Genomic DNA, 20,855 nt, shown 5'->3' with positions numbered 1-20,855 from the left:
GTCAGTCAGGCACCGCCGCTGTTCGCCCGGATTTCGCTGACAGCCTGTTATTCTTCCTGAAAAAAATGAACGTTTTCAACGTCAAAACTCTACTCAGAAGCCACAAAAACTTCCGGGACATGGCCCCCTTCGGCTTCCCGGCAAGCCGGGTCGTCGAGCCCTACTGCGCTAACCGGCATAGCCGGTAAGCTCCGCCGGACCGCAAAGGGACGCGTTCCGGGCCTGACGGCTAGGGTCTGATGGCTGAGGTCAACCCCTGCAGCGGGCGTGCGCCCGCGCGTTCACTGGCCACATAAAGCCGTGGCCGCTGAGGCCCGGACCGGCAGAGCCGTCCGGGGTGTGTTCATGCCGTTTTCGCACGCGGTGGCGCTGTCCCGGCCATTCCAGGCGCGGAGGGCTTTTCGTAGCACCGCCGGTTCGTGCAGAAAGGGGTGAAATGCACGCCGGTAAAAACTTTTTGCCTGGTGCCGCAAAAACTTTTTGCCGTCGCCCCTTTATGCCCTCTCTTCGTCGATGCTCCTTTGCCCTTCGCCGCGACTGGATCGACCGAAACATGACAACCCACCTCAGCAGGAGAAATGCCATGAACACACACAACGTCAACGTCAACACCGCCACGCCAGAATCTCCCAAAACATGGGTAAACGGCCAGGGCATTCCGGGCGTCAGTCAGGCACTGGTACACGGACTGCCGGGTATCGATGGCGAAGCAGCGTGGCAGTCGGCAATGGGTGACCTGCGCCTGCTGCTGAAAGCGGGATATGCGATGCACGTGGCGAACGTGCACTAAGCCGGCAGATGCGCCGGAAACAGATTAAAGGGGTAACACGATGAAAGAACAGTTTACCGCCGCCACGCTGGCGGCCAATCACTCAGAAATCCCGGGCCTGACGCCGGGGCTGGCAGAAAGTCTGGCGGCCCTGACGGAGCTGGGAAAGCACCGCCTCAGCGCTAGCGAGGAGCAGGAGCATCTGTGGTTCACGCTGCACGATATGGCGCAGCAGATTGCCGATACCGTCCAGGACATTGCTCTGCCGCTGTCTTCGTTCCGGGCGTGGATTGTGGCGAGCCATATCGTGCACGCGCAGTTCGGCAGCCGGGGTGAGGTGGCCTGGGGGCGGGCGAGCGGCGCACTGGCGGCGCGCCTGACCAACATCAGCCTTCGCCGGGAGCCCGGTAACGTACAGACGTAAAAAAGGCAGGGTTGCCCCTGCCTTCTCTACGGTCGCCAGTACCTGCTGGCGGCCTTATCAAAACCAAAAGCTCAGGAGAGTTATATGAATTTTGACCCGCAAATCGTCGCACAGGCGCAGGCGTTTGTAAAAGGCTTTAACAGCGGTCGCAGCGTACGCGTCCCGAAAATGACGTTCAGCAACTGGCCGCACTTCATGCGCGCCGTGCGCCAGCAGCTGGAGGTGCAGTCATGAGCGTACAAAATATCCTGTCCCCGGAGGCAACGCAGCACAACGTGACGCAGGCCGACATCGCGCGTGCGCTGGGCGAATTCTGCTTTATCCGCCTGGACAACGGCGATGAGGCCTTTTATTACAACGGGTTCTGGCTCACCGGTGCGGACGGCGAAAGTAACGAACCGTCCGTGCTGGGTCTCGCGCAGCGCACTGCCCGGGCGGGCAGCAAGCATCTGCGCTGCGTCGAGCTGCCGGTGCCGGAAGACAGAGAGTGGTGCTGGGATGACGTGGTGACAGAGCTGGCGCGCTGCGCCGTGACGCGCGAGCTGCGCGGCGAGCTTACAGTGACCGGCAGCGAAACCGGATACGGGCGGGGCATTCACGTGTGCAACGATCCGCTGCTGAGCGGGATTAACAGTAACCTGTGGTTCCCGCTCAATCCGGAGGAAAGCTGGTTTGCGGGCATTGAGCGCGTGCTGATGATGAATGGCGTGGCGGAGAACGTGGTGCGCATCGACTCGCTGCGCGACTGCGCGGCATACCATGACTGGAAGGTGGTGTATAACCGGAACGTTATCGACTAAAGCGAAAAAAGGCAGGGGAGGAGACCCCCTGCCTCCTTTCACCGCCCGCTCCGGGAGTGCCGGGCGGTTTTGCAGCTTACCTTGAGGAAACTTCCGGTGTTCCCGATGCTAACTATAGCACCGGAACGGACAGACGATGATGCCGCGATCACAACTGGCCATTTTCGGATGGCAGGAAATCCGCATAACGCACGAACGGCGCTGTAAAGCATAAGGCGGATGACCCTGCGGGCCGGGGAAACCCGGTGCTGACGCACCGCCTCGCTCCCTTCGCCTGCGCTTTCTCCCGGGGTCTGGTCTTCTCTGCGTCTTCTCTCCTTTCTTCCTGCTGCTCCTCTGAATCATTAATCCCATAAGGTCACGGAGCATGGCCACCTTCGGCTTCCCGGCAAGCCGGGTCGTCGAGCCCTACTGCGCTAACCGGCATAGCCGGTAAGCTCCGCCGGACCGCAAAGGGACGCGTTCCGGGCTTGCGGCTAGGGTCTGATGGCTGAGGTCAACCCCTGCAGCGGGCGGACGCCCGCGCGTTCACTGGCCACAAAAAGACGTGGCCGCTGAGGACCGGACCGGCAGAGCCGTCCGGGGTGTGTTCGTGCTCATCTCCCCTCCGGTTGCGCATGTTCCGGCCAGCCCGTTGCGGAGGGCTTTTCGTAGCACCGCCGGTTCGTGCAGAAAGGGGTGAAATGCACGCCGGCAAAAAGTTTTTGCCAGGTGCCGCAAAAACTTTTTGCCGTCGCCCCTTTATGCCCTCTCTTCGTCGATGCTCCTTTGCCCTTCGCCGCAACGAACTCACCGAAACATGGTTTCAGCAACCGAAAACAGGAGGACCAGCATGAACACACAGAACGTCAGAACCGCCGCTGCCGAATCTACCGAAACACGGGTGAAGGGCGAGGATAACAGCGACCTGAGCCCGGCTGAATTTTCGGATCTGTACAGCTGGATCCGCGCAAACGGTGAGTTTACCGGCGTGGCGGGCGTGCACTGGGCGCGATTTGCCGAAATGACGCTGATTGAGGAGCCCACCCCGGAGCCTGAGGCCATGAAGATTTACGTCCGCAACGGGTATCCCGTTGCCGTCCAGGAATATGACACCGGATTGGTTATTGTCCGCGAATACTACGACGCAGGGCAATAAGCCAGGTTACAGAACTGATTTTTTTCATTCTCATTTATTTAAGGAATATTACTATGGTACGTTTATCAACCCGCTACGCCGCTCCCGTTTCCGTCCGTAAAAACAACCCGCTGAGCAATGACGAATTAATGCGCGTCGTGCCGAGTGCATTTTCCGAAGAGAAACACGATTCGCGTTCAGATCGTTACACTTATATCCCTACCATTACGCTGCTGGATAAACTGCGTGAAGAAGGGTTTGAACCTTTTTATGCCAGTCAGTCGCGCGTGCGCGATCCTGAGCGTCGTGAGTTTACCAAGCACATGATCCGCCTGCGCCGTGGAAATAATAACGGCGGCGAAGAGGTGCCCGAAATCTTATTACTGAACAGCCATGATGGCTCCAGCAGTTATAAAATGATCCCCGGTATTTTCCGTGAGGTGTGCAGTAATGGCCTGGTGTGCTGGAAATCGTTCGGTGAAATCAGCGTGCCGCATAAAGGGGATATTGTATCGCAGGTTATCGAAGGCGCTTATGAGGTGCTGGGCGTGTTCGATAAGGTAGAAAATAATATCGGCACCATGAAAGCAATTCAGGTAAACAGCGAAGAACGCCGCCTGCTGGGGCAGCTGGCGCTGGAGTATAAATATGACGGAAAAGAGCCGCCGGTATCCGCTGAGCGAATTATTCAGCCGCGCGCTTGGTATGACAGAGGCACCGACCTGTGGACCGCATTTAATATCGTGCAGGAGAATCTGATTAAGGGCGGCGTTTCCGGCAGAACGGCGAAGGGAAAAAGAACCACCACACGACCGGTAACCGGTATTGATGGCGATATTAAGCTGAATCAGGCGCTGTGGAAAATGGCGGAGGAGTTCGCAAAGCTGAAATCATAACGGTCAGCCCCGGTAGCCGGGGCTATTTTGAAACGGAGTTAACGTCCGCGCTGAGAAAGCTTTCCGGCGCGGGCGTTTTTTTATTCTGCTGTGACATCTCAGCGTAAACCTCATCGCGGGCGATCAGCACGCGGTAAATACTTTTAATAATGGACGCATATTCACGTCGCTGTTTTATCAGCTTCGGACTGGGTCCGGTGTTATACATCCCGACGCTGTCCCAGTTCCTGCCGTACTGCCTGAAGTTACGGGCCTCGATCCATGCGCCGGTGTAAATGCAGATGCAGGGATCTTTGAGTAACCTTTCCCGTGTAATATTGAAGCTTTTCAGCTGATTAAAGTGAGAGCTGTTGATCTGCATATTACACACGTCATGCGTTCCGCCGCTGCTCTTCGTATTCAGTGCGTTATTACGCATGCGAGACTCCTGTATTGAATGCGCCATCAGCAGGCGCGGATCAATACCAAAATCCTGACCGGCTTTTGTAAAACACATTTCGGGTGCGGCCTGTGCGCTGAATACAGCGGCAAGGCCGAGAACAGCAAACCATTTCATTCTGATAATCTCACGTGCATGCGCATAAAGCGCCAGGCGGGTTGGTGTGAAAAATACGCGCTCAGATCATCCCTGGCAAGATAATTCGTTACAGGCGCGCACGATGCGCTGACGGGGTTCTGATTAACTTCGTCACGGATATAAAGAATTCAGGAAGATAGCGTTATTTAACCAGCCGCTTTTGAGGAGTAAGATTTCATCACACCCCACGCAAGATGTTATCTTGCAGTTAAGTGGTTTAAAAACATATGCTTAGTTTGCAATCTGAGCTGTATTTAGCGGGTACGAATTAAATAGTGTGCTAATTGACACACTCTTTAGTGCCGGATTGTGTGTCAGTGCAGTGCCTGATTGTGTGTTAATGCGGTGCCGTTTGGTGTGTCAATCCGGCACTGCAAACGGCACTGTAGTGTGTGTTAATTGTGGTTATCAAATTTAATCAACAGTTTAGTTTATAACTGGCGTGGCATGGTGCCGGATTGACACACATAAAAAGCAGCCATGGTGCCGGATTAACACACATAAAAACATACTACAGTGCCGGATTAACACACATAAAAACGTGCTGAAGTGCCGGATTAACACACACCGGCCACCCTCACAGTGCCGGATTCACACACCTTCCGGATAAATTACACAGTGCCGGATTGACACACACAAAAACCGGAGTAAATAATACGGTAAACGAGATTATACCGGAATGCAGTCGCTCAGCATTGCTCCCTGATTAAAATACTTAAAATTAAACATACCCGGCAGGATTGAAATAATCCCGGCTCACAAGGAATATCCGCATGGCGCGCAGGAACATCTACTTTAAAGAAAAAACGGAAAGGGAAGTGCAGGAACTCGTGCAGATTGAACTGCAAAATGGTGCCAGTCACGGAGAGGTTAACTTTTCCTCCGTTGTGAATGAACTCGTCGGCATCGGTCTGATGGTGAAAAAACACCAGGGCGAGGGGAATAAATTCGACATGGAAGAATTTAACCGGGATTTAATACGCCGCGTGGCGGGCACCCGTGAGGGAACCAGCATCATGATGGCCATGCTCACTGAAATGTATCTGCATCTGCGCGGTGAGTCCGGGCCGCAGGCGCTGGAAGAGATGATTGACCAGAACCTGACAGGAATGAGCACGGTTGAAGATAAAGCCGAGAGCAAGCACTTTATTCTTGAAGAGTGACTTTCTCTGTATAAGATTTTAAATCCGGTAGCGTAACACTACCGGATTATGCACCATCCGCTGCTCTGGCTGATGAGTGCCCTTGATGGTGGCTTTAATCCAGTTGCACAGGATGTTTTTTTTTGAGCTCTCTCTGATTCATTCACTCCGTAACCGTGATTATTCGGTGAAATAAAACGATATGGCTTTTTCAGGTGAGGTGAAGAGTGGGGTGAATTACTCTTTAAGGCTGGAACTTTTATAGCATTGACGTTGAGTCTGTGTAAGCCATCCTGCTTGTCAAAAATTTCAGGCAAAGCTTCTGGATAACAGTATCGTTACTCAGGAAGGTTAATCTTATTCACCTTCTCATGACCCAATGAGTTTACTATATAGTTATTTCTCATGGCCGCCGTGCGTGAATACTCCCGCTGCGGCGGCAATGCCTCTGGTTTCAATCTCTGCTGTGGAAAATAAAGGGAGTGGATGAGCAGACTATTTATTAATTTTAATGAAAATAATCAGGTGTTTTTTTAATCAGGACTCCTGCTGTTTACCCGTGAGCGGATTCTCGGCCACCACCACTTTTTCCAGAATAAACTCGTCAAATAATATGGCCAGCTCGCGCAGCCTTCTGACCTCTTCGTTCTCCGGCAGCTGCTGCTCCGTTAAATAATTCAGCGAGGCCAGCAGGCGCTGCTGTATTTCCATGTTCACGCTGCGGCGGTTAAAGCGGGCGCTGATTTCCATGTCACGCCGTAAATTCTCCGGAAAGCTGCTGCTGAAGGCCGTATTTTTTCCGGGGGCGAACGGTTTCTTTTCTGCCTGTCTCATTTCATTCTGCTGAAACTCCGCCCGGATAATATCCAGACGCGACTGAATAAACTCATCGAACATTCTGGCCAGCGCAACCAGCCGCTGTCCCTCATCCGTTTTTATGACGTGACGGCGGGGTGAAAACTGCATCGACGTTATTAACCGGCTGATGATTTCATCGTTGGTGGTAAATCGCCGGACGCGCGCCGCCACGCGTAATTCCATCAGCAGATTTTCCGGCAGCCACAGTTTCCGGTACTGCATTTCACCGCGGGCATATTTACGCGGTCGTCCGCGCCCGTCGCCCATCTTTTCTTTTACTTTCATGCGTTATTACCCCCTTTCGAGGCTCACCCTGGACAGGCAGCAAGCGTACGCCACGCCCTTTCAGGATTAATCCTAAAAAAATGCATGAGAGTCCTTAAAAGTGTGACATGCGTCACAGATTTTTTTTTTTTGAGAAAATGTACACTTACGACGCGTTACGTCTGTTTACGCACACTGACATTTCTTTAACTCAAATCGAGGGTTTTACACATGAAAGTTGTCACGTCACACCCGGCACAGGTGCAGGGGTCTGCGGGAGCCTGCCCGGCGCTCAGCGAGGCGGCGCCACAGGGACATATCGGCATCACCCGTCGCGCCTTTAGCCTGCTTTCGCGCCACCGCGCGAACGTGCTGCTGATGGCGCTGGCCATCCTGGCCTTCGCGCTGCCGCACCTGGTCCGCGCCGAAGACCTGCTGGCCAGCCAGAAGGGGGACGCTAAAGATACCTTCGGCCACGGCAGCACCGTCGAGTGGGGGCTGTACATCGCCGAAATCATCCTTTCCATTGGTGCCTACATCAAGGTACGTAACCCCATGATTCTGGTCGGCGGCATCCCGTTCCTCATCGTTATCACCCGCGTCTTCTTCAGCCTCGCCGGCTGACCCCGTTATGGACAGGGAATCGCTTCAGTACCAGTTCCCGGAAACCCTCAATGAGCAGAAGCGCCTTGCCGGACTCCCCACCGAGGAGGCCGTGCTCATCCTTGCGTGCGGCGTCATCGGCTTTTTCTGCGACATGTTCATCGTGATGCTGATTGTGGCCGCCGCGCTCTGGCTGCTGGTTCGCCACCTGAAGAAGGGGCAGGGCACCTGGTGGCTCATGAACCTTCTTTACTGGTACCTGCCCACCGCGCTGCTCCGGCTGCAGTTCCGTCGCGTGCCCGATTCGGGCAACCGGCACTGGATGCAGTAACCCGCGCGCCGCCTCCGGGTGGCGCTTATTAAAAGGATAACGCTATGAAGTATCAGGTCCGGGAGGGGCGCAACCGGGTAATCATTCTGGCCCTGTGCGCGCTTTCGCTGCTCGTGTTTATTCTCGCCGCCAGCACCGTCGTCACGGGCGCGCTGGCGTGGCACTTTGCTAAAACGCAGAGGACCATCACTACCCCGATGATTTTTGACCGCCCGTTCACCTCCGGTTCCGCCTCCGGAGACGCGGCCTTAAACGGCATGCTGGTGCGCTCTTTCATTAACCTCCGCCTCTCCGTCACACCGGAAACCGTGGACAGCCAGCACGCCGCCCTGCTGCGCTTTGTTCCCGCTGAAAACCGTGACGACATGAAAAAGCAGCTTGCCGCCGAAGCCGAGTACATCAAAAAGAACGGCGTCTCCTCCGTGTTCCGCATCGATGACGAAATGACCGACACCACCACCGGCGACGTCATCGCCCAGGGCACGCTGAGCGCCAGCACCATCAACGGCAACCTGAAGACTTCGCTTCCGGATGCGCACAAAGCCTACCGGCTCAGCGTGCACTACGTGGACGGCCTTATCCGCCTGACGGCCTTCCCCGAGGTGCCCTGGACCCAACCTGAACGCCGCCCGCAACAGGACTGAACCCATGAAAATGACCCTTTCCGCCATCGCCGTTGCCGGCGCGCTGGCGCTGCTGCCTGCCGCCGCGCAGGCCGCCGTGCCCGGACCGGCCGGTACGCCGTTTGAAAACAACGCGCACCTGAAGGCGCAGATGAGCAACACCAGCCCCAATAAAATCATCATCGACGGGGAGCTGATTACCGGCATCACCGGTCCCGAAAACGCCTATACGAAGGCCAACACCGCCGATGGCGCGCTGCTGATTACGCCCCTCACCGGGCAGGACTTTACCATCTTCCTGGAGACCGCCGGGGGCGTCGGCGTCTCGATAGACGTTTCCCCCAAACCCGGCAACGGCCGCACGCTGCACCTGATCCCGGCAGACGTGCCGCTGAATTCCAACCCGGACGCGAAAGCGTGGGAGGAGAGTCAGCCCTTCCAGAAAACGCTGGTGAGCGTGGCCCGCAGCGTCGTCAACGGCGACGTACCGGATAACTACACCGAGGTGAAGGCCTCGCGCGGCCCGGCGTATAATCCGCCCGCAGGGGTGTTGCTGACGCCGGAGCGCCAGCTTGCCGGCTCGCACCTGCGGGTGATGCGCTACCGCATGAAAAACACCGGCTACGTCACGCGCGCGCTCAGCGAAAAGCAGTTCTGGCAGAAAGGCGTGCGCGGCGTGATGCTGTCGACCCGCACCCTGTATGCAAACGGCGAGGGCTTCGTGTGGGTGATTTTCTCCACTGACGCGGAGGGCGGGTCATGAGCAACATCAATACCGCCACGCGCCGCCGCCAGTGGGTGATTGCCGGCGTGTCCGCTGCGGTCATGCTGGCGGTGGGCGGCGGCATCTGGGCCTACTCGCACCATCAGGCGGAGCTGAACCGCCCTGCACCGACGACAGCGCCGAACCTGACCGGCGGCCTGATTACCACCTCCTTTACCGAGGGCGTGGCCACCTCCGCGCTGCAGCAGCAGCAGAACAAGACCGCGGGCCTTGAGCGGAACCTCGGCGAGCTGACCAGCTCGCTGAAAAACCAGAACGACGAGCTGAAAAAGCAGCTCAGCACGATGGCTGACGCCATCGCGCAGCTGCAGACGCAGCAGTCACAGGGAAACAGGGCGCCGAACGGCACGACCGTGACGCCACCGGCGGCAACACCGCCTGCTGGCGGCCCGGTTTCCGGCGGACCGTCCGGACCGGCGCAGTGGAGCATCAATAATCCGGGCAGCGGATCGGCTGCGGGACAGGGCGCACAGTTCTATCCCGCGCAGGGACAGCCGCAGGGGCAGGGCTTCTACCCCGGCGCCGGCACGGTGCGTCCGGGCGGCCTGAACCGCGACACCTTCACCTACGCCTCGCTCACCGACAAAAAGACGAAGCTGCCCTGGATTCCCTCCGGCTCCTTCTCCGAGGCGGTGATGATTGAGGGCGCCGACGCCAATGCCAGCGTGACCGGTCAGCAGAACACCTCGCCGGTGGTCATTACCCTGCTCGGGGACGTCTCCATGCCCAACGGAAAGACCTGGAATATGGACCAGTGCCGCGTCACCGGGGAAATGTACGGCGATATCTCCAGCGAGCGCGGCGAGGTGCGTACCAAAAACATCAGCTGCATCCTGAAGAACGGCAAGCACATCGACATGCCGTTCGACGGCCACGTGTCCTTCCAGGGCAAGGTGGGCATCCGCGGCAAGCCGGTGATGCGTAACGGCGCCATCATCGCCAACGCCGGGGCGGCCGGCCTGCTGTCCGGCTTCGGTGAGGGCATCAAGTCCGTCGCCACGCCGACGGTGGGACTCGGCGGCAGCGCGTCAGTAGGCGCGGGTGACATCTTCAAACAGGGCATCGGCGGAGGCGCCAGCAAGGCGGCGGACACGCTGAGCCAGTACTGGATCAAGCGCGCCGAGCAGTATCACCCGGTGATTGATATCGGGGCCGGTAACGCCGTGACCGTGGTGTTCCAGCAGGGCTTCCGGCTGGAAACCATCGAGGACGCCGAGGCTGAGAAGGCGAAGAAAGAGGCGCCGCAGCCGGTGGTCCAGCAGACCGCGGCGAACCAGCCGGTCAGCGGCGGCGTCAACAGCGCCCTGGTGTTAAACCCCGATGAAGTTCTGCGTCAGGCCAGCCAGCTGCGCCTCGGCGACACCATTAACTGACAGGAGTGAGAGATGGAAAACTGGTACGTGGCACAGACGAAGTGGGCGCAGGAAAAGTACGCACAGCAGCATCTTACTGAACAGGGCGTCACCTGCCTGCTGCCGGTGTTCTCCCGCGTCCGCCTGCGCAACGGCAGGGTGCGCGGCGTGACGCCGCAGCCGCTCTTTCCGGGCTACCTGTTTGTACGCTTCGATCCGGAGGTGGTGCACACCACTTCCATCAAGGGCACGCGGGGGATATCCACTCTCATCAGCTTTGGCGGCCTGCCGTCGGTGGTGCCCGACCACGTCATCTCGCAGCTGGAGGCCGGCTGGGAGGGCGTCCCGCTCGACACGGATGCGCCGCTGGACGGCGACCGCGTGATGATCGAGGACGGGGCCTTTGAGGGACTGGAGGCGGTATGGTGCGAGCCGGACGGCATGAAGCGCGCCGTTCTGCTGCTGACCCTGATAAACCGACAGGTGCGCGTGCCGGTGGAAAGCCACATGCGCTTTCACATCACCGCACGCGGGGAGGCAGCATGATCCGGACATTCAAGGAGCGCGTGAAAAAGTGTCAGCGCCCGGGGTTTTATGCTGTGACCACGCTGCTGGTCATCAATACCGCCGTAGTTGCCTGGCTGATGCATTCGGGATTAGCGCACCACCCCGGCTGGCCACTATGGCGGTTCTCCGTGATTTTCTCGGCCGTGGCCGCGATGATGATGCGAAACGACGATGACCAGGATGAAGCGGTGTTTATTGCCGGCATCATGGCAGGCACCTGGACGCTGCTGCCAGCGATCTGGCTCTTTGTGGCGTTCTGGAACTGGCAGCTGACTGCCCCGAATCCTGAATGTCTGAGCGTTACGGCCACCGTCTCAACGGTTCTGTGCTGGTTCATGGTCTATATGAACCGCCAGTATTAGGGGAAATATATATGAACACTCCAGCAGAAAATCGCCGGCAGCGCAGCCTGACCCGCCCGGCAGGTGCGCGTGCCGGTGGAAAGCCACCTGCGCTTTCACCTTACCGCGCGCGGGAAGGCAGCATGATCCGGACATTTATAGGCCGCATCAAAACGTATCAGCGGCCGGCGTTTTATTCCATATCCCTGCTGCTGATCATCAATACGGCTATCGTCGCCTGGGGGATGCGCTCGGGGACGGTGGGTTTCCCCGGCTGGCCATTCTGGCGTCTGTCCCTGGTGATTTCCGCCGGCGTCATCTGGTGGCAGTGGCGCACTGACTGCATTGAACAGGTCATGATTGCCGGCATCATGGCATTTGTATGGGCATTGCTGCCGGTATGCTGGTTCTTTGTGGCGTTCTGGAACTGGCAGCTGCCTGTGACGGACCCCGGCTGGCCGGTTTATCCGTCGGTATTTTCGTCGGTTATATGCTGGCTTCTCACTTTTTTTCAGATGATGTTCCGGGGGGCCAGATGAATACATCAGTGGAAAAGCGGCGGCATCGCCACCTGAGGCGGATGCGCATGATGGCCGCGTACCGGACGGGCTGTCATTCACCTTGTGTGGGTAACGGGAGCAGCCATGGATAGACGTACCTGCAGTGAACAACTTACCCGCCGCCGCATCGCCCGCCTGCGTCAGCGCAGTCTGGCCCGCCGTCCGGCGCGGGCGCACCGGGTGCACCCGTTCTGGTACGCCGTGCCGGTTGCCCTGTATGCTTTTGCGCTGGGCTGCGACACGGAGTGGCTGTTCTGGATACTCGCGCTGCTGGGTCCCGCAAGCCTCTGTCTGCTGGAAATGTTCCGCCTTAACCTCTGGAAAAAGAGGTGAAGGCGGTGATAAAACCTGAGCGTCATGAGTTCACCTTCACTTCAGGGGGCAGCCATGAATAAACGTACCCGCAGGGAACAGCGTATCCGCCTCTGCGCGCTGCAGCTCCGTTACCGGAAAGCGTGGAAGACGCAGGCGAGCAGCTGCCAGCTGGCGGCGTTGCTCACTGAAATCGAGGCGATTCAGCAATATCTTGCCGCTGACAGCCAGCCGCAGGAGGCCTTATGCAGATGAGCTTTCAGCGACTCGCATTTTTCAGCGTACTGGCCTGCTTCACCGCCGGGATAACGCTGATGCTGCATCAGCTCTGCTGAGTCATTCCCGTCCGATATAAGCATCACTGTGCCTTCACCAGGGCATCCCGCAGTACCCGGCATTATCACCGTTCCATTCATCTTAATTAGCGTGGCGGCCCGGCCGCCACTGAGGATCACCCCATGCAAAAACTTTTTGCGTGCGCACTGTTGTGCGCTGCGCTCACCGGCTGCGCCGGCATGAACTCTGACTTTGACTGCAATAAAACCGCCACCGACCAGTGCCTGTCGATGTCCGATGCCAGCAAACTGGCATCGAAAGGTAAAAGCCTGGACGACCTGACCGCGCAGAAGGAGGCCGGCCCAAAGCCTGCGGCTGAGGCGCTGGCGACGCCCGGCAACGTGAAGCCCGCCGTTAACCCTTACCGCCCCGTGAGCGCGGCGTCGCTGACACCCCGACCTGTCTCCGGCCAGGCGCTGAGCGCAGACAGCCTCCGCGCGTACACGGTGCCGGTTCGTACAGCGGCACCGGTGGTGCCGGGGGACTACAGCGGACCGGGACAGGTGGACGCCCGCCGCATCCCGGACGCCACGCAGCGCCTGTGGATAGCGCCGTGGGTCGACGAGCAGGACAGTTTCCATCAGCCCGCCGTGGTCGAGTTTGTGAAGCAGAAATCGCGCTGGGATGAAGACTTCCGCGTCATCAGCGAGGGGGAATAATGAAAAAGCGATTTTCTTTCTGCGCTGCGCATGGGCAGCCGGCGTCCGCAGCGTCTGCGGCCGCACTGCATCACCGGGGCCGGCCCGGGCTGCTGATAGTAGATGTACCTCCTTATGGGCATTTCATTGCGCCTGGCACTCCCGGTGCCGGAAAGTCCGCTCCGCTTCGTGACGCTGAGTCAGCCATTCTGTATCCGGAGACGCTGGGTTCTGTATACCGCTTCCGTACTGAGGACAATTGTCAGGAGGATGGCGATGATCAGTAACGTTATCGATCACCTCGCCGGTATTCTCAGCAGCAGCCGGGACGAGGGTGGCGCAAAGCTTGCCCGTCAGAAGCTGCAGGAGAGCTTCAGCTATCCTTCGCTCACCAGCCTTCTGCCGTGGCGCGAGTTCGACGAGAAGTCCGATCTCTTCATTAATAACCGCTCGGTGGGCTTTATGCTGGAGGTGGCTCCGCTCGCCGGCGCCAACCAGCAGGTGGTGCAGGCGCTGGACGACCTGCTGCGCAAAAAGCTGCCCCGCAAGACGCCGGTCACGGTGCTGATGGTAGCCAGCAAGTGCGTGGGCGACATGCTGGAGCACGGGCTGAGCCGCGACATGTGGAAGGGCGACATGGCGCCGCGCCTGAACGCCATTACCAAAGCCTTCTGGGAGCGCTCGGCGCTGAAGGGGCTGGCCAACGAGCGTGAATATCCGCTGTATCTGCGCAACTACCGCGTGTTCCTGGTGTATGCGCACCTCGGCACGGGTGGCATTAAGTCGATGGACGCCGTGACACACCTTCGTGAAACCGTCCGCGTGTCGCTGATGTCGGCGTCCATGGATACCCGCCGCGTGGGGCCGACGGAGTTTCTGTCCGTCATCCGCGAGCAGCTCAACTACCGCCCCGGGCAGGTCAGCGCGGCCAGCGAACACTGGAACCCGGAGCAGGAGCTGCACCGCCAGTGCGTGGACACCAGTACCGAGATGGAGGTCCATCCGGACCACCTGCGGCTCATCACCGCACGCCAGCCCGGCGACCGGGCCGTTGATGATGGCACGACGTCCGCGGTGGCCAGCACGCGCATCGTGAACATGCAGCTCACCAAGGTGCCGAAGCAGTTCGCGCTCTGGCAGGCGGCCGACAACCTGCAGAACATGCGCTTTCCCGATCTCGGTATTCCCTGTCCGTTCCTGCTGAGCTGGACCATCTGCGTGGAAGACCAGGTCAGCAGCCAGAACGAAGCGTTTCGTAAGGAGCAGGACATGGGCAAGAAGGCCAACTCCTCCTACGGCAAGCTGTTCCCCAACACGCAGCGCACCTACGAGGAGTGGCGCGACCTGCGCATGGGGCTGGCCAGCAACGAAATTGCCATGTGCAGCTTTAATCTCAACCTCACGCTGTTCACGCCCGACAGCGACAGCGAGCAGCAGCGCTGTGAACTCTCGGCCATTAACGTGTTCCGCAAAAATGACCTGGAGATGTCAACGCCGCGCTACCAGCAGCTCCGTAACTGGCTGACGTCGCTGCCGTTCCTGATGCAGGAGGGGCTGTGGGACGACATGAAGCACATGAACGCCACCCTGCGCTGCAAGAGCTTTAACGCCGTGAACCTGATGCCGGTGGTGGCCGAGCGTCAGATGTCGCCGCGCGGCATACCGCTGGCCACCTACCGTAATCAGCTGGCGTTTTTTGACATGTTCGATGAGGAAAACGGTTCGACCAACTTCAACATCGGCGTGACGGGCACGTCGGGCGCGGGCAAGAGCTTCCTGATTCAGGGGATCCTGCGCGAGGTACTGAACGCACAGGGTTTTGCCTGGGTTATCGACATGGGTGGCAGCTATAAAAACTACTGCCGTCAGGCAGGCGGCTCGTATCTGGACGGCGAGACGCTGCGCTTCAATCCGTTTGCCAACGTAACGGACATCGCCGAGTCGGCGGAGGGCATTACCGGCCTGCTGACCGTACTGGCGAGCCCGCAGGGCAACCTGGACGAGGTCAGCGAAGCCATCCTGCAGAAAGGCGTGGTGGCGGCGTACGAGGAGAAGCAGAACAGGGCGCGCATCGATGACGTCGTGCTGTACATGAAATCCGGGGCGGTGCGGGACGAATACGGGCAGCAGCCTACCATCATGAGCCGCATCAACGAGCTGGTGCTGCTGCTGGACCGCTGGTGCACGTGGGGCAGCGACGGTGAGTACTTTAACTCGGACAGCCCGACGCTCGACGGGGAAACGCGCTTTACGGTACTGGAACTCCTCGGCCTCGAAAAACGACCTCACCTGCTGTCCGCAGTGCTGTACTCCCTGATTCTGGCGATTCAGGAGAAGATGTACCACTCGCCGCGCAGCCTCAAGAAGGTGGCCATCATTGACGAGGCCTGGCGCCTGTTCAGCGGGCAGAACCCGCACGCCGCGCGATTTATTGAAACCGGCTACCGCACGGTGCGCCGTCACCGCGGTGCGTTTGTCACCATCACGCAGGGCATCAAGGACTTTACCGGTCTGCCTGACAAGCCGGCACCGTCCGCCGCCGCCGCGGCCTGGGATAACAGCGGCACCAAAATTACGCTGCTGCAGGAAGCCAAAGCCTTCAAGACCTACCTCAACGCCAGTCCGGACCAGTTTACCGAGATGGAAACGCAGATTATCCGCGGTTTCGCCAAGGCACGTCTGACGGGCTTCAGCTCCGTGATGATATCCATGGGCGAACAGAGTTCGTTTTACCGCGTCTTCGTTGACCCGGTCACGCGCGCAATGTTCAGCACCACGGGCGAGGACTACGAGTGGATGACCGAGGCGCAGAAGGCCGGGGCAACCAGCGAGGAGGCCGCATACCTGCTGGCCTGCGAACCCCGCATGTATCAGGCCGAGATGCTGGAGCTGGAGCGCTGGGCCGGCCTGACCCCCGCTTAAAAGAGGAATCAACCATGCAGGAAGACAAACACGCCCTATCCACTGTGGAGGGCGAAACGATGAGCGAACAGCCTGATCTGAGCGAACGGAGCGTACGTGACGGGGTCACCGTGAAGGCTTCCCCTGGCCTGCTGCGCCGTCGTGACGTCCGGCTGACGGCGTTTGCCGCGCTGGTCATCACGCTCAGCGCGGGCATCAGCGCGCTGGTTGCGCAGGCGGTGCAGCCGGACTACGTGGTGTTTGATATGAAAGGCACCATCGACACCTTCCGCCAGCAGACGGCGCAGTCTGCGCTGGATAAGGAAAAGCTGGAGGCGCTCACGAAGCGCTTCGGCTCGTCGCTGGACGCGAGCCTGTCGGACTGGCAGGCCGCGCACGGCGGCGTCATCCTGGTGAAGGGCGCGGTGGTGGCCGGCGTCACCGACATCACCCCGGTGATTCAGGCCGACATTGCCCGCCAGATGCAGGCGGCGCCATGAGGCGGCTCGCCACAGCGGTTGTTCTGCTCGCTACAGCGGTTGTTTATCCCGCGCAGGCGAAAGAGCTGGGCACTGTCGGGCATCTGTTTCCGATTGCCGAGCCCGACCTGCTGACCTTTATCGGCCAGCGTCTGCAGGGCATGAAGGACAGCGGCGAAATGGACCGGCTGCAGCGTGAGGCGGAGGCGCGGGTGAAAGCCCACGCCGTCAGGCCGGCACCGGTGGCCGGGCTGACGCCGGCGAAAACGGACCGCGCGTTTCTGTATGACCCGACCTTCACGGTGCGCGAGACCGTCCGGGACATGCGCGGCAACGTCATCGCGCGGGCGGGCGATAAGGTTAACCCGCTGGATAAGGTCGCCTTCAGCGAGACGCTGTACTTCATTGACGGCGACAACCCGCAGCAGATGGCGTGGCTGAAGCCGCAGCTCGCCGGGCAGCAGAACTTTAAGGTCATTCTGGTGAAGGGCAACGTGCACGACAGCAGCATCACGCTGGACGAGCCGGTGTACTTCGACCAGTACGGCACGTTAACAACAAAATTCGGCTTTGAGCACACGCCGGTGCGCATCACGCGCGCCGACAGGATGCTGAAGGTGGAGGAGGTGGCGCTGAAATGAGTCACAACGCACGGGGGCAGACGGCCCCGCAGAAGGTAAAACGTCACAACGCGCAGGTGCGTCTGGATGACGACGACAAATCCGGGCTGCGCCGCATGACCGCAGAGTTCCCGCTGTACTCGGAGTCGATGATTTTACGCGCGGCGCTGCAGACGCTGCTGGCGTGCAGCGGAGAGGTCCGGTCGGCTATCGTGCTGGCGTCGCTCACGGACAAAGACGTGGGTGAGGTGATGCGCCAGTTCGGCATGACGGTCCTGACCGGGGTGCCTCATGCAGAATGAGCGGGTGCCACACCTGGTTATTGACGGGACGTTTTCTCCAGTACGCTCCACCCAGCCAGACGCAGAGCCAGCTGCGCACCCGGTCCGGAGCGCGCCCGCGCCGCAGACGCACTTCAGCAGGGAGGCAGTCGTACAGACTCAGACGGCGGGTCATGATTATTACCTGAGCGAATGCATGTCAGATCACTGCCAGACCAGCGAAAACGGTGGAGGTATTCCGGGCTATGCCCTGATGATCGTCCTGTTCGTTCTGGCCTGTGTCATCGCCCGGGTAATACTTCATCTTCTGCCTCTCCGCCCATGCAAACGATGCAGGGTTAAACTTTCCGGCCCCGTCATGCACGGCATCCCGTCGCCCGCGCCGGCACCGTTTGGCAGTCCGGCAATGGCCGCACTCGCACTCGCGCATGAGCAGACCGCCTACTGGCAGCAGCTGCTGGCCGCCTTCGCGGCCGCCATAGAGGCGGAAGGGTTTACCTTCGGCACCGATGCAGGGGAAAAAGTGGCGTTGCCGCACGACACGCGCGCGCTGGCAGGGGCGGCAATTGTAAAAGCGCGCTCACGCCATATTTCGCCGCAGCGGAGTGAGGCCGATCTGGAAGATTTCCTGCTGCAGGCGGCGAGAGACGGTTACGCGGGCAGCTGGGCGGACTGGTGTCAGCGCGGCGCAGAGGCGGCGGGCTGGTATGTCATCAGGCGTGAGGTGAATCCGCCGACTGACCGCGGGTCAACGGAGTGAGGAGCAGAATATGACATACACCGAAACAGGCGTTTTGTCCGTAATAGCCGTGTTGGCAGGGGGAGGGTTAATTAATCTTATTAACTTTCTACTTGAAAGTTCGCGCGGTCGTCAAAAGGTCCCTCCTGAAGAACAGCCCCTTCACCGGAATGGCATGGAAAAGGCCGGAGGGGAATACAACGCGAAGCTGCAGCGCCTCGGCGTGACCGACAGATGGTTCCGGCACGCGTGGCCGCTCACGCAGATAAGCCTGATGTGGTGCGGGCCGCCTGGCTCACTCACGAGCGATATTCCGGCAGCGTTGCGGGCGGCGTCCGGCGAACTGTCGCGCAATGGTGCGGGGAATTTCAGCTGTGACTGTCTCGCTGACGCGGGGCTTCCGCCGGGCCTGATGTGGTACATTGCCTCACGGATCACCGAAACGGGACCGTCCGTGTTTATGGATGAGTACGGCAGTAATACCCGCCCCGGCGCGTGGCGCCGCGGGTTTAAATACGTCCTGATGCCCGACAGCCAGGCGCGCGTGGCCATCCTGCTGCAGGGCACCCGGCACACCACCGCAGCGATGCTTTCATTTTATCTGTCAGAAGTGGCAGACAGACTTGAGAAAGGCGACGCAGACGGAGCGTCGCATGCTGACGACAGCGGCTGGGCCTTCCGTACCTTCCCTGCCGAATCTCCGGCAGGCGATACTGCTAACGGGTAACATACGCACTGGCGCATCATCGGATAGGGGAGGATCATGGAATGTACGATAAGGAATGGCACTGGGAATTCAGTTTTTCGCTGACACACTACGCGCTGCTCATTGTGCTGGGCCTGGTGGTGGCCACGCTGTGGTGGCGTGCGGTGGCGGATTTCCGCGGGCTGCGTCGTAAAGAGCGGCGCAACGCGGCCATGCAGAACGGAGACGCGGCATTCTGGCACGCGCGGTGGCGCAAAGATCGCGTTAACGTGGTGCTGGAATTTATCATGGCCATTATCGTTACCCTGGCATCCGCCTGTGTACTGGTGTTTTTTCTTCCGCATTACTGACTGATACTCACTCCGTTCCCTCCCCGCGTCGCGCAGGCTGTTCGTTCCTCGCGTCCGCTGCGGTACGCCTCAGCCTGCCCCCCGCAGGCAGGCCTGATTAACGTCTGACCCCGGCAGCCCCGCTGCCGCAACCACGGAATTTCCTCTTATGACACACCCCGCTGAAATATCGGCTCAGACGGTCGTGCGCGATCGCTGGGGCGGCTGGACGCATCCGGCCTTTTTTCTGCCGACAGACGGCAATGAATACCCACAGCCTAGCGAGTTTGAGGCCTGGCTTAACGCGCATCATCTGCAGGCGGCGACTACCTGGATGGAAAACGACGTTCCGGACTGGATGATGTCGGACTACCGGAACACCGGCAACTGCAGTGCGTGGCAGCCTTCGGGCCCGGCGGGCGAGGGCTGGTTTACCGGCAGCATCCACGACACGGACGACGGCCCGGTGTGCGTATGGCTCAGACCTGATGCCGGGGGGCCGGACGCATGAGGCGCTTTCTCCTGATAATGTGCCTGCTGACGGCGGCCATCATGGCAAAACCGGTGATGGCGGCAACCAGCAACGCCGGCGACGGCCGCTGGGTGAACCCCATCAGCGACGTGTGCTGGAAGTGCCTGTTTCCCATGACGCTCGGCAGCATCCAGCTGGCATCCGGCGCCCATCCGGACACGCCGAACCCGGCCTCGCCGATTCAGCTGTGCCCCTACGGTATTTTTTATCGGCTGGGGCTGGCCATCGGCTTCTGGGAGCCGCTGGCGCTCACCGACGTGACCCGCGAGCCGGGCGTGATGGTGAACATGGGCGGTTTCAAAATTGGCCTCGGACGCACCGGCACCGGGCGCGGGGGGCAGAGCGACGCGCCGACGCCCGGGAGCTTCTATCACGTGCACTGGTACAAGTACCCCCTGATTTACTGGCTCAACATCATCACCAGCGAAGGCTGCATGCAGACCGGCGACATGGACATTGCCTACCTCTCCGAGGTGGACCCGCTCTGGAACGACAGCACGCTGGCGATGATTTTAAACCCGGAGGTGGCGCTGTTCAGCAACCTACTGGCGCAGGGCGCCTGCGCGGCGGACTCCATCGCCTCCACCGCGGGCGTGCCGCTGGACCCGCTGTTCTGGTGCGCCGGTGCGCAGGGCTCGATGTACCCGTTCACGGGCTTTACCAGCAACGAGTTTTCCCCGCTGGAGGCTTCGCTGCTGGTCAGCGAGCGCATGGCCTTCAAGCTGCACCGGGAGGGACTGGTGATGGAGACGGTCGGGGCGGACGTGGCCGTATGCTACGAATATCCGTCCCCGATCATACCTAAGTCCCGCTGGCGTTATCAGATGGTGAACATGTACCCCGAACCCTCGGACTGTCACCCGTTCGGCACCACCACGCAGCTGTGGGGATCGGTGCACAACTCCCCGTCGTCGAAGAAGAACTTCGGCTACCTGATGTGGCGCAAGCGCAACTGCGTTTACCTGTAAGGACTC

Annotated in this window: 29 protein-coding genes; 27 read left to right on the top strand and 2 right to left on the bottom strand. The window is 59.6% G+C overall.

Translation table 11 applies throughout. The annotated features are described in order from the left end of the window. Positions 1 to 583 precede the first annotated feature (583 nt). The 6 genes from F3J37_RS22105 (at position 584) to F3J37_RS22080 (ending at position 4,006) form a co-directional block, all read left to right on the top strand. Positions 584 to 790, top strand: coding sequence for a hypothetical protein (locus tag F3J37_RS22105; protein ID WP_166935684.1), 207 nt, complete (start codon positions 584 to 586; stop codon positions 788 to 790). A 40-nt stretch (positions 791 to 830) separates the two neighbouring features. Beyond that, positions 831 to 1,193: a hypothetical protein gene (locus F3J37_RS22100; protein ID WP_166935848.1), complete on the top strand. Its 363-nt coding sequence runs from the start codon at positions 831 to 833 to the stop codon at positions 1,191 to 1,193. Between the two features lie 84 nt (positions 1,194 to 1,277). Next, positions 1,278 to 1,427, top strand: a complete 150-nt coding sequence (locus F3J37_RS22095; RefSeq protein WP_166935846.1) for a succinate dehydrogenase flavoprotein subunit — start codon at positions 1,278 to 1,280, stop codon at positions 1,425 to 1,427. Beyond that, complete coding sequence (locus tag F3J37_RS22090; RefSeq protein WP_166935844.1) at positions 1,424 to 1,993, top strand: hypothetical protein; 570 nt, start codon at positions 1,424 to 1,426, stop codon at positions 1,991 to 1,993. The genes F3J37_RS22095 and F3J37_RS22090 overlap by 4 nt, the downstream gene beginning before the upstream one ends. A gap of 832 nt (positions 1,994 to 2,825) precedes the next feature. After that, complete coding sequence (locus tag F3J37_RS22085) at positions 2,826 to 3,131, top strand: hypothetical protein (protein WP_166935842.1); 306 nt, start codon at positions 2,826 to 2,828, stop codon at positions 3,129 to 3,131. Between the two features lie 53 nt (positions 3,132 to 3,184). Beyond that, a complete protein-coding gene (locus F3J37_RS22080) occupies positions 3,185 to 4,006 on the top strand; it encodes a DUF932 domain-containing protein (RefSeq protein ID WP_166935840.1) in 822 nt (273 codons plus the stop codon). A gap of 22 nt (positions 4,007 to 4,028) precedes the next feature. Here F3J37_RS22080 and F3J37_RS22075 read toward each other — a convergent pair whose 3' ends face one another. Further along, positions 4,029 to 4,562, bottom strand: coding sequence for a lytic transglycosylase domain-containing protein (locus tag F3J37_RS22075; RefSeq protein WP_166935838.1), 534 nt, complete (start codon positions 4,560 to 4,562; stop codon positions 4,029 to 4,031). 794 nt (positions 4,563 to 5,356) lie between these two features. On the opposite strand from F3J37_RS22075, the gene F3J37_RS22070 reads away from it, so the two are divergent. Next, positions 5,357 to 5,746 (top strand): relaxosome protein TraM, encoded by a 390-nt coding sequence (locus tag F3J37_RS22070; protein ID WP_166935836.1) that lies wholly within the window; start codon positions 5,357 to 5,359, stop codon positions 5,744 to 5,746. Positions 5,747 to 6,262: 516 nt separating this feature from the next. On the opposite strand, the gene F3J37_RS22065 is transcribed toward F3J37_RS22070, so the two are convergent. After that, a complete protein-coding gene (locus F3J37_RS22065) occupies positions 6,263 to 6,868 on the bottom strand; it encodes a hypothetical protein (RefSeq protein ID WP_166935834.1) in 606 nt (201 codons plus the stop codon). Positions 6,869 to 7,078: 210 nt separating this feature from the next. Between F3J37_RS22065 and F3J37_RS22060 the strand changes: the two genes are divergently transcribed. The 20 genes from F3J37_RS22060 to traU all read left to right on the top strand — a co-directional run bounded on the left by F3J37_RS22060 (position 7,079) and on the right by traU (position 20,849). Continuing rightward, the gene (locus F3J37_RS22060) at positions 7,079 to 7,471 is read left to right on the top strand and encodes a type IV conjugative transfer system pilin TraA (RefSeq protein ID WP_166935832.1); all 393 of its coding nucleotides are present in this window, start codon (positions 7,079 to 7,081) and stop codon (positions 7,469 to 7,471) included. A 7-nt stretch (positions 7,472 to 7,478) separates the two neighbouring features. Then, positions 7,479 to 7,781 carry a type IV conjugative transfer system protein TraL gene (gene traL / locus F3J37_RS22055; protein ID WP_034822825.1) on the top strand — a complete coding sequence of 101 codons (303 nt, stop codon included), beginning with the start codon at positions 7,479 to 7,481 and terminating at the stop codon, positions 7,779 to 7,781. A gap of 44 nt (positions 7,782 to 7,825) precedes the next feature. Beyond that, positions 7,826 to 8,425: a TraE/TraK family type IV conjugative transfer system protein gene (locus tag F3J37_RS22050; RefSeq protein ID WP_034822826.1), complete on the top strand. Its 600-nt coding sequence runs from the start codon at positions 7,826 to 7,828 to the stop codon at positions 8,423 to 8,425. A gap of 4 nt (positions 8,426 to 8,429) precedes the next feature. Continuing rightward, on the top strand, positions 8,430 to 9,167 hold the full coding sequence (gene traK, locus F3J37_RS22045; protein WP_166935830.1) for an F-type conjugal transfer protein TraK: 738 nt from the start codon (positions 8,430 to 8,432) through the stop codon (positions 9,165 to 9,167). Further along, complete coding sequence (gene traB / locus F3J37_RS22040) at positions 9,164 to 10,561, top strand: F-type conjugal transfer pilus assembly protein TraB (protein WP_166935828.1); 1,398 nt, start codon at positions 9,164 to 9,166, stop codon at positions 10,559 to 10,561. Before traK ends, traB begins: the two co-directional genes overlap by 4 nt. 12 nt (positions 10,562 to 10,573) lie before the next feature. Beyond that, positions 10,574 to 11,086 (top strand): transcription/translation regulatory transformer protein RfaH, encoded by a 513-nt coding sequence (rfaH, locus tag F3J37_RS22035; protein ID WP_166935826.1) that lies wholly within the window; start codon positions 10,574 to 10,576, stop codon positions 11,084 to 11,086. Continuing rightward, positions 11,083 to 11,469 (top strand): hypothetical protein, encoded by a 387-nt coding sequence (locus F3J37_RS22030; protein WP_166935825.1) that lies wholly within the window; start codon positions 11,083 to 11,085, stop codon positions 11,467 to 11,469. Before rfaH ends, F3J37_RS22030 begins: the two co-directional genes overlap by 4 nt. A gap of 11 nt (positions 11,470 to 11,480) precedes the next feature. After that, a complete protein-coding gene (locus tag F3J37_RS22025; protein WP_166935823.1) occupies positions 11,481 to 11,987 on the top strand; it encodes a hypothetical protein in 507 nt (168 codons plus the stop codon). Between the two features lie 105 nt (positions 11,988 to 12,092). Next, positions 12,093 to 12,341 (top strand): hypothetical protein, encoded by a 249-nt coding sequence (locus F3J37_RS22020; RefSeq protein ID WP_166935820.1) that lies wholly within the window; start codon positions 12,093 to 12,095, stop codon positions 12,339 to 12,341. Between the two features lie 54 nt (positions 12,342 to 12,395). After that, positions 12,396 to 12,575, top strand: coding sequence for a hypothetical protein (locus tag F3J37_RS22015; RefSeq protein ID WP_166935818.1), 180 nt, complete (start codon positions 12,396 to 12,398; stop codon positions 12,573 to 12,575). 203 nt (positions 12,576 to 12,778) lie between these two features. Beyond that, positions 12,779 to 13,315, top strand: a complete 537-nt coding sequence (gene traV, locus F3J37_RS22010) for a type IV conjugative transfer system lipoprotein TraV (protein WP_166935816.1) — start codon at positions 12,779 to 12,781, stop codon at positions 13,313 to 13,315. Between the two features lie 255 nt (positions 13,316 to 13,570). Next, positions 13,571 to 16,216 carry a type IV secretion system protein TraC gene (traC, locus tag F3J37_RS22005; RefSeq protein WP_166935814.1) on the top strand — a complete coding sequence of 882 codons (2,646 nt, stop codon included), beginning with the start codon at positions 13,571 to 13,573 and terminating at the stop codon, positions 16,214 to 16,216. 14 nt (positions 16,217 to 16,230) lie between these two features. Continuing rightward, a complete protein-coding gene (gene trbI / locus F3J37_RS22000; RefSeq protein ID WP_240154158.1) occupies positions 16,231 to 16,695 on the top strand; it encodes a type-F conjugative transfer system protein TrbI in 465 nt (154 codons plus the stop codon). Continuing rightward, complete coding sequence (gene traW, locus F3J37_RS21995) at positions 16,692 to 17,315, top strand: type-F conjugative transfer system protein TraW (RefSeq protein ID WP_166935812.1); 624 nt, start codon at positions 16,692 to 16,694, stop codon at positions 17,313 to 17,315. The genes trbI and traW overlap by 4 nt, the downstream gene beginning before the upstream one ends. Next, positions 17,312 to 17,596, top strand: coding sequence for a hypothetical protein (locus F3J37_RS21990; protein ID WP_166935810.1), 285 nt, complete (start codon positions 17,312 to 17,314; stop codon positions 17,594 to 17,596). The genes traW and F3J37_RS21990 overlap by 4 nt, the downstream gene beginning before the upstream one ends. Positions 17,597 to 17,771: 175 nt before the next feature. Continuing rightward, positions 17,772 to 18,335 (top strand): hypothetical protein, encoded by a 564-nt coding sequence (locus tag F3J37_RS21985; RefSeq protein WP_166935808.1) that lies wholly within the window; start codon positions 17,772 to 17,774, stop codon positions 18,333 to 18,335. 10 nt (positions 18,336 to 18,345) lie between these two features. Then, complete coding sequence (locus F3J37_RS21980) at positions 18,346 to 19,041, top strand: hypothetical protein (protein ID WP_166935806.1); 696 nt, start codon at positions 18,346 to 18,348, stop codon at positions 19,039 to 19,041. Positions 19,042 to 19,082: 41 nt separating this feature from the next. Then, a complete protein-coding gene (locus F3J37_RS21975) occupies positions 19,083 to 19,370 on the top strand; it encodes a hypothetical protein (RefSeq protein ID WP_166935804.1) in 288 nt (95 codons plus the stop codon). A gap of 148 nt (positions 19,371 to 19,518) precedes the next feature. Then, the gene (locus F3J37_RS21970) at positions 19,519 to 19,860 is read left to right on the top strand and encodes a hypothetical protein (protein ID WP_166935802.1); all 342 of its coding nucleotides are present in this window, start codon (positions 19,519 to 19,521) and stop codon (positions 19,858 to 19,860) included. Further along, positions 19,857 to 20,849, top strand: a complete 993-nt coding sequence (gene traU / locus F3J37_RS21965) for a conjugal transfer pilus assembly protein TraU (RefSeq protein WP_166935800.1) — start codon at positions 19,857 to 19,859, stop codon at positions 20,847 to 20,849. The genes F3J37_RS21970 and traU overlap by 4 nt, the downstream gene beginning before the upstream one ends. Positions 20,850 to 20,855 lie beyond the last annotated feature (6 nt).

The sequence above is a fragment of the Candidatus Pantoea communis genome (assembly GCF_011752685.1).
GTDB lineage: Bacteria > Pseudomonadota > Gammaproteobacteria > Enterobacterales > Enterobacteriaceae > Pantoea > Pantoea communis.
Note: the sequence above shows the minus strand (reverse complement) of the source record. Positions and strands in the feature narration are given on the sequence as shown.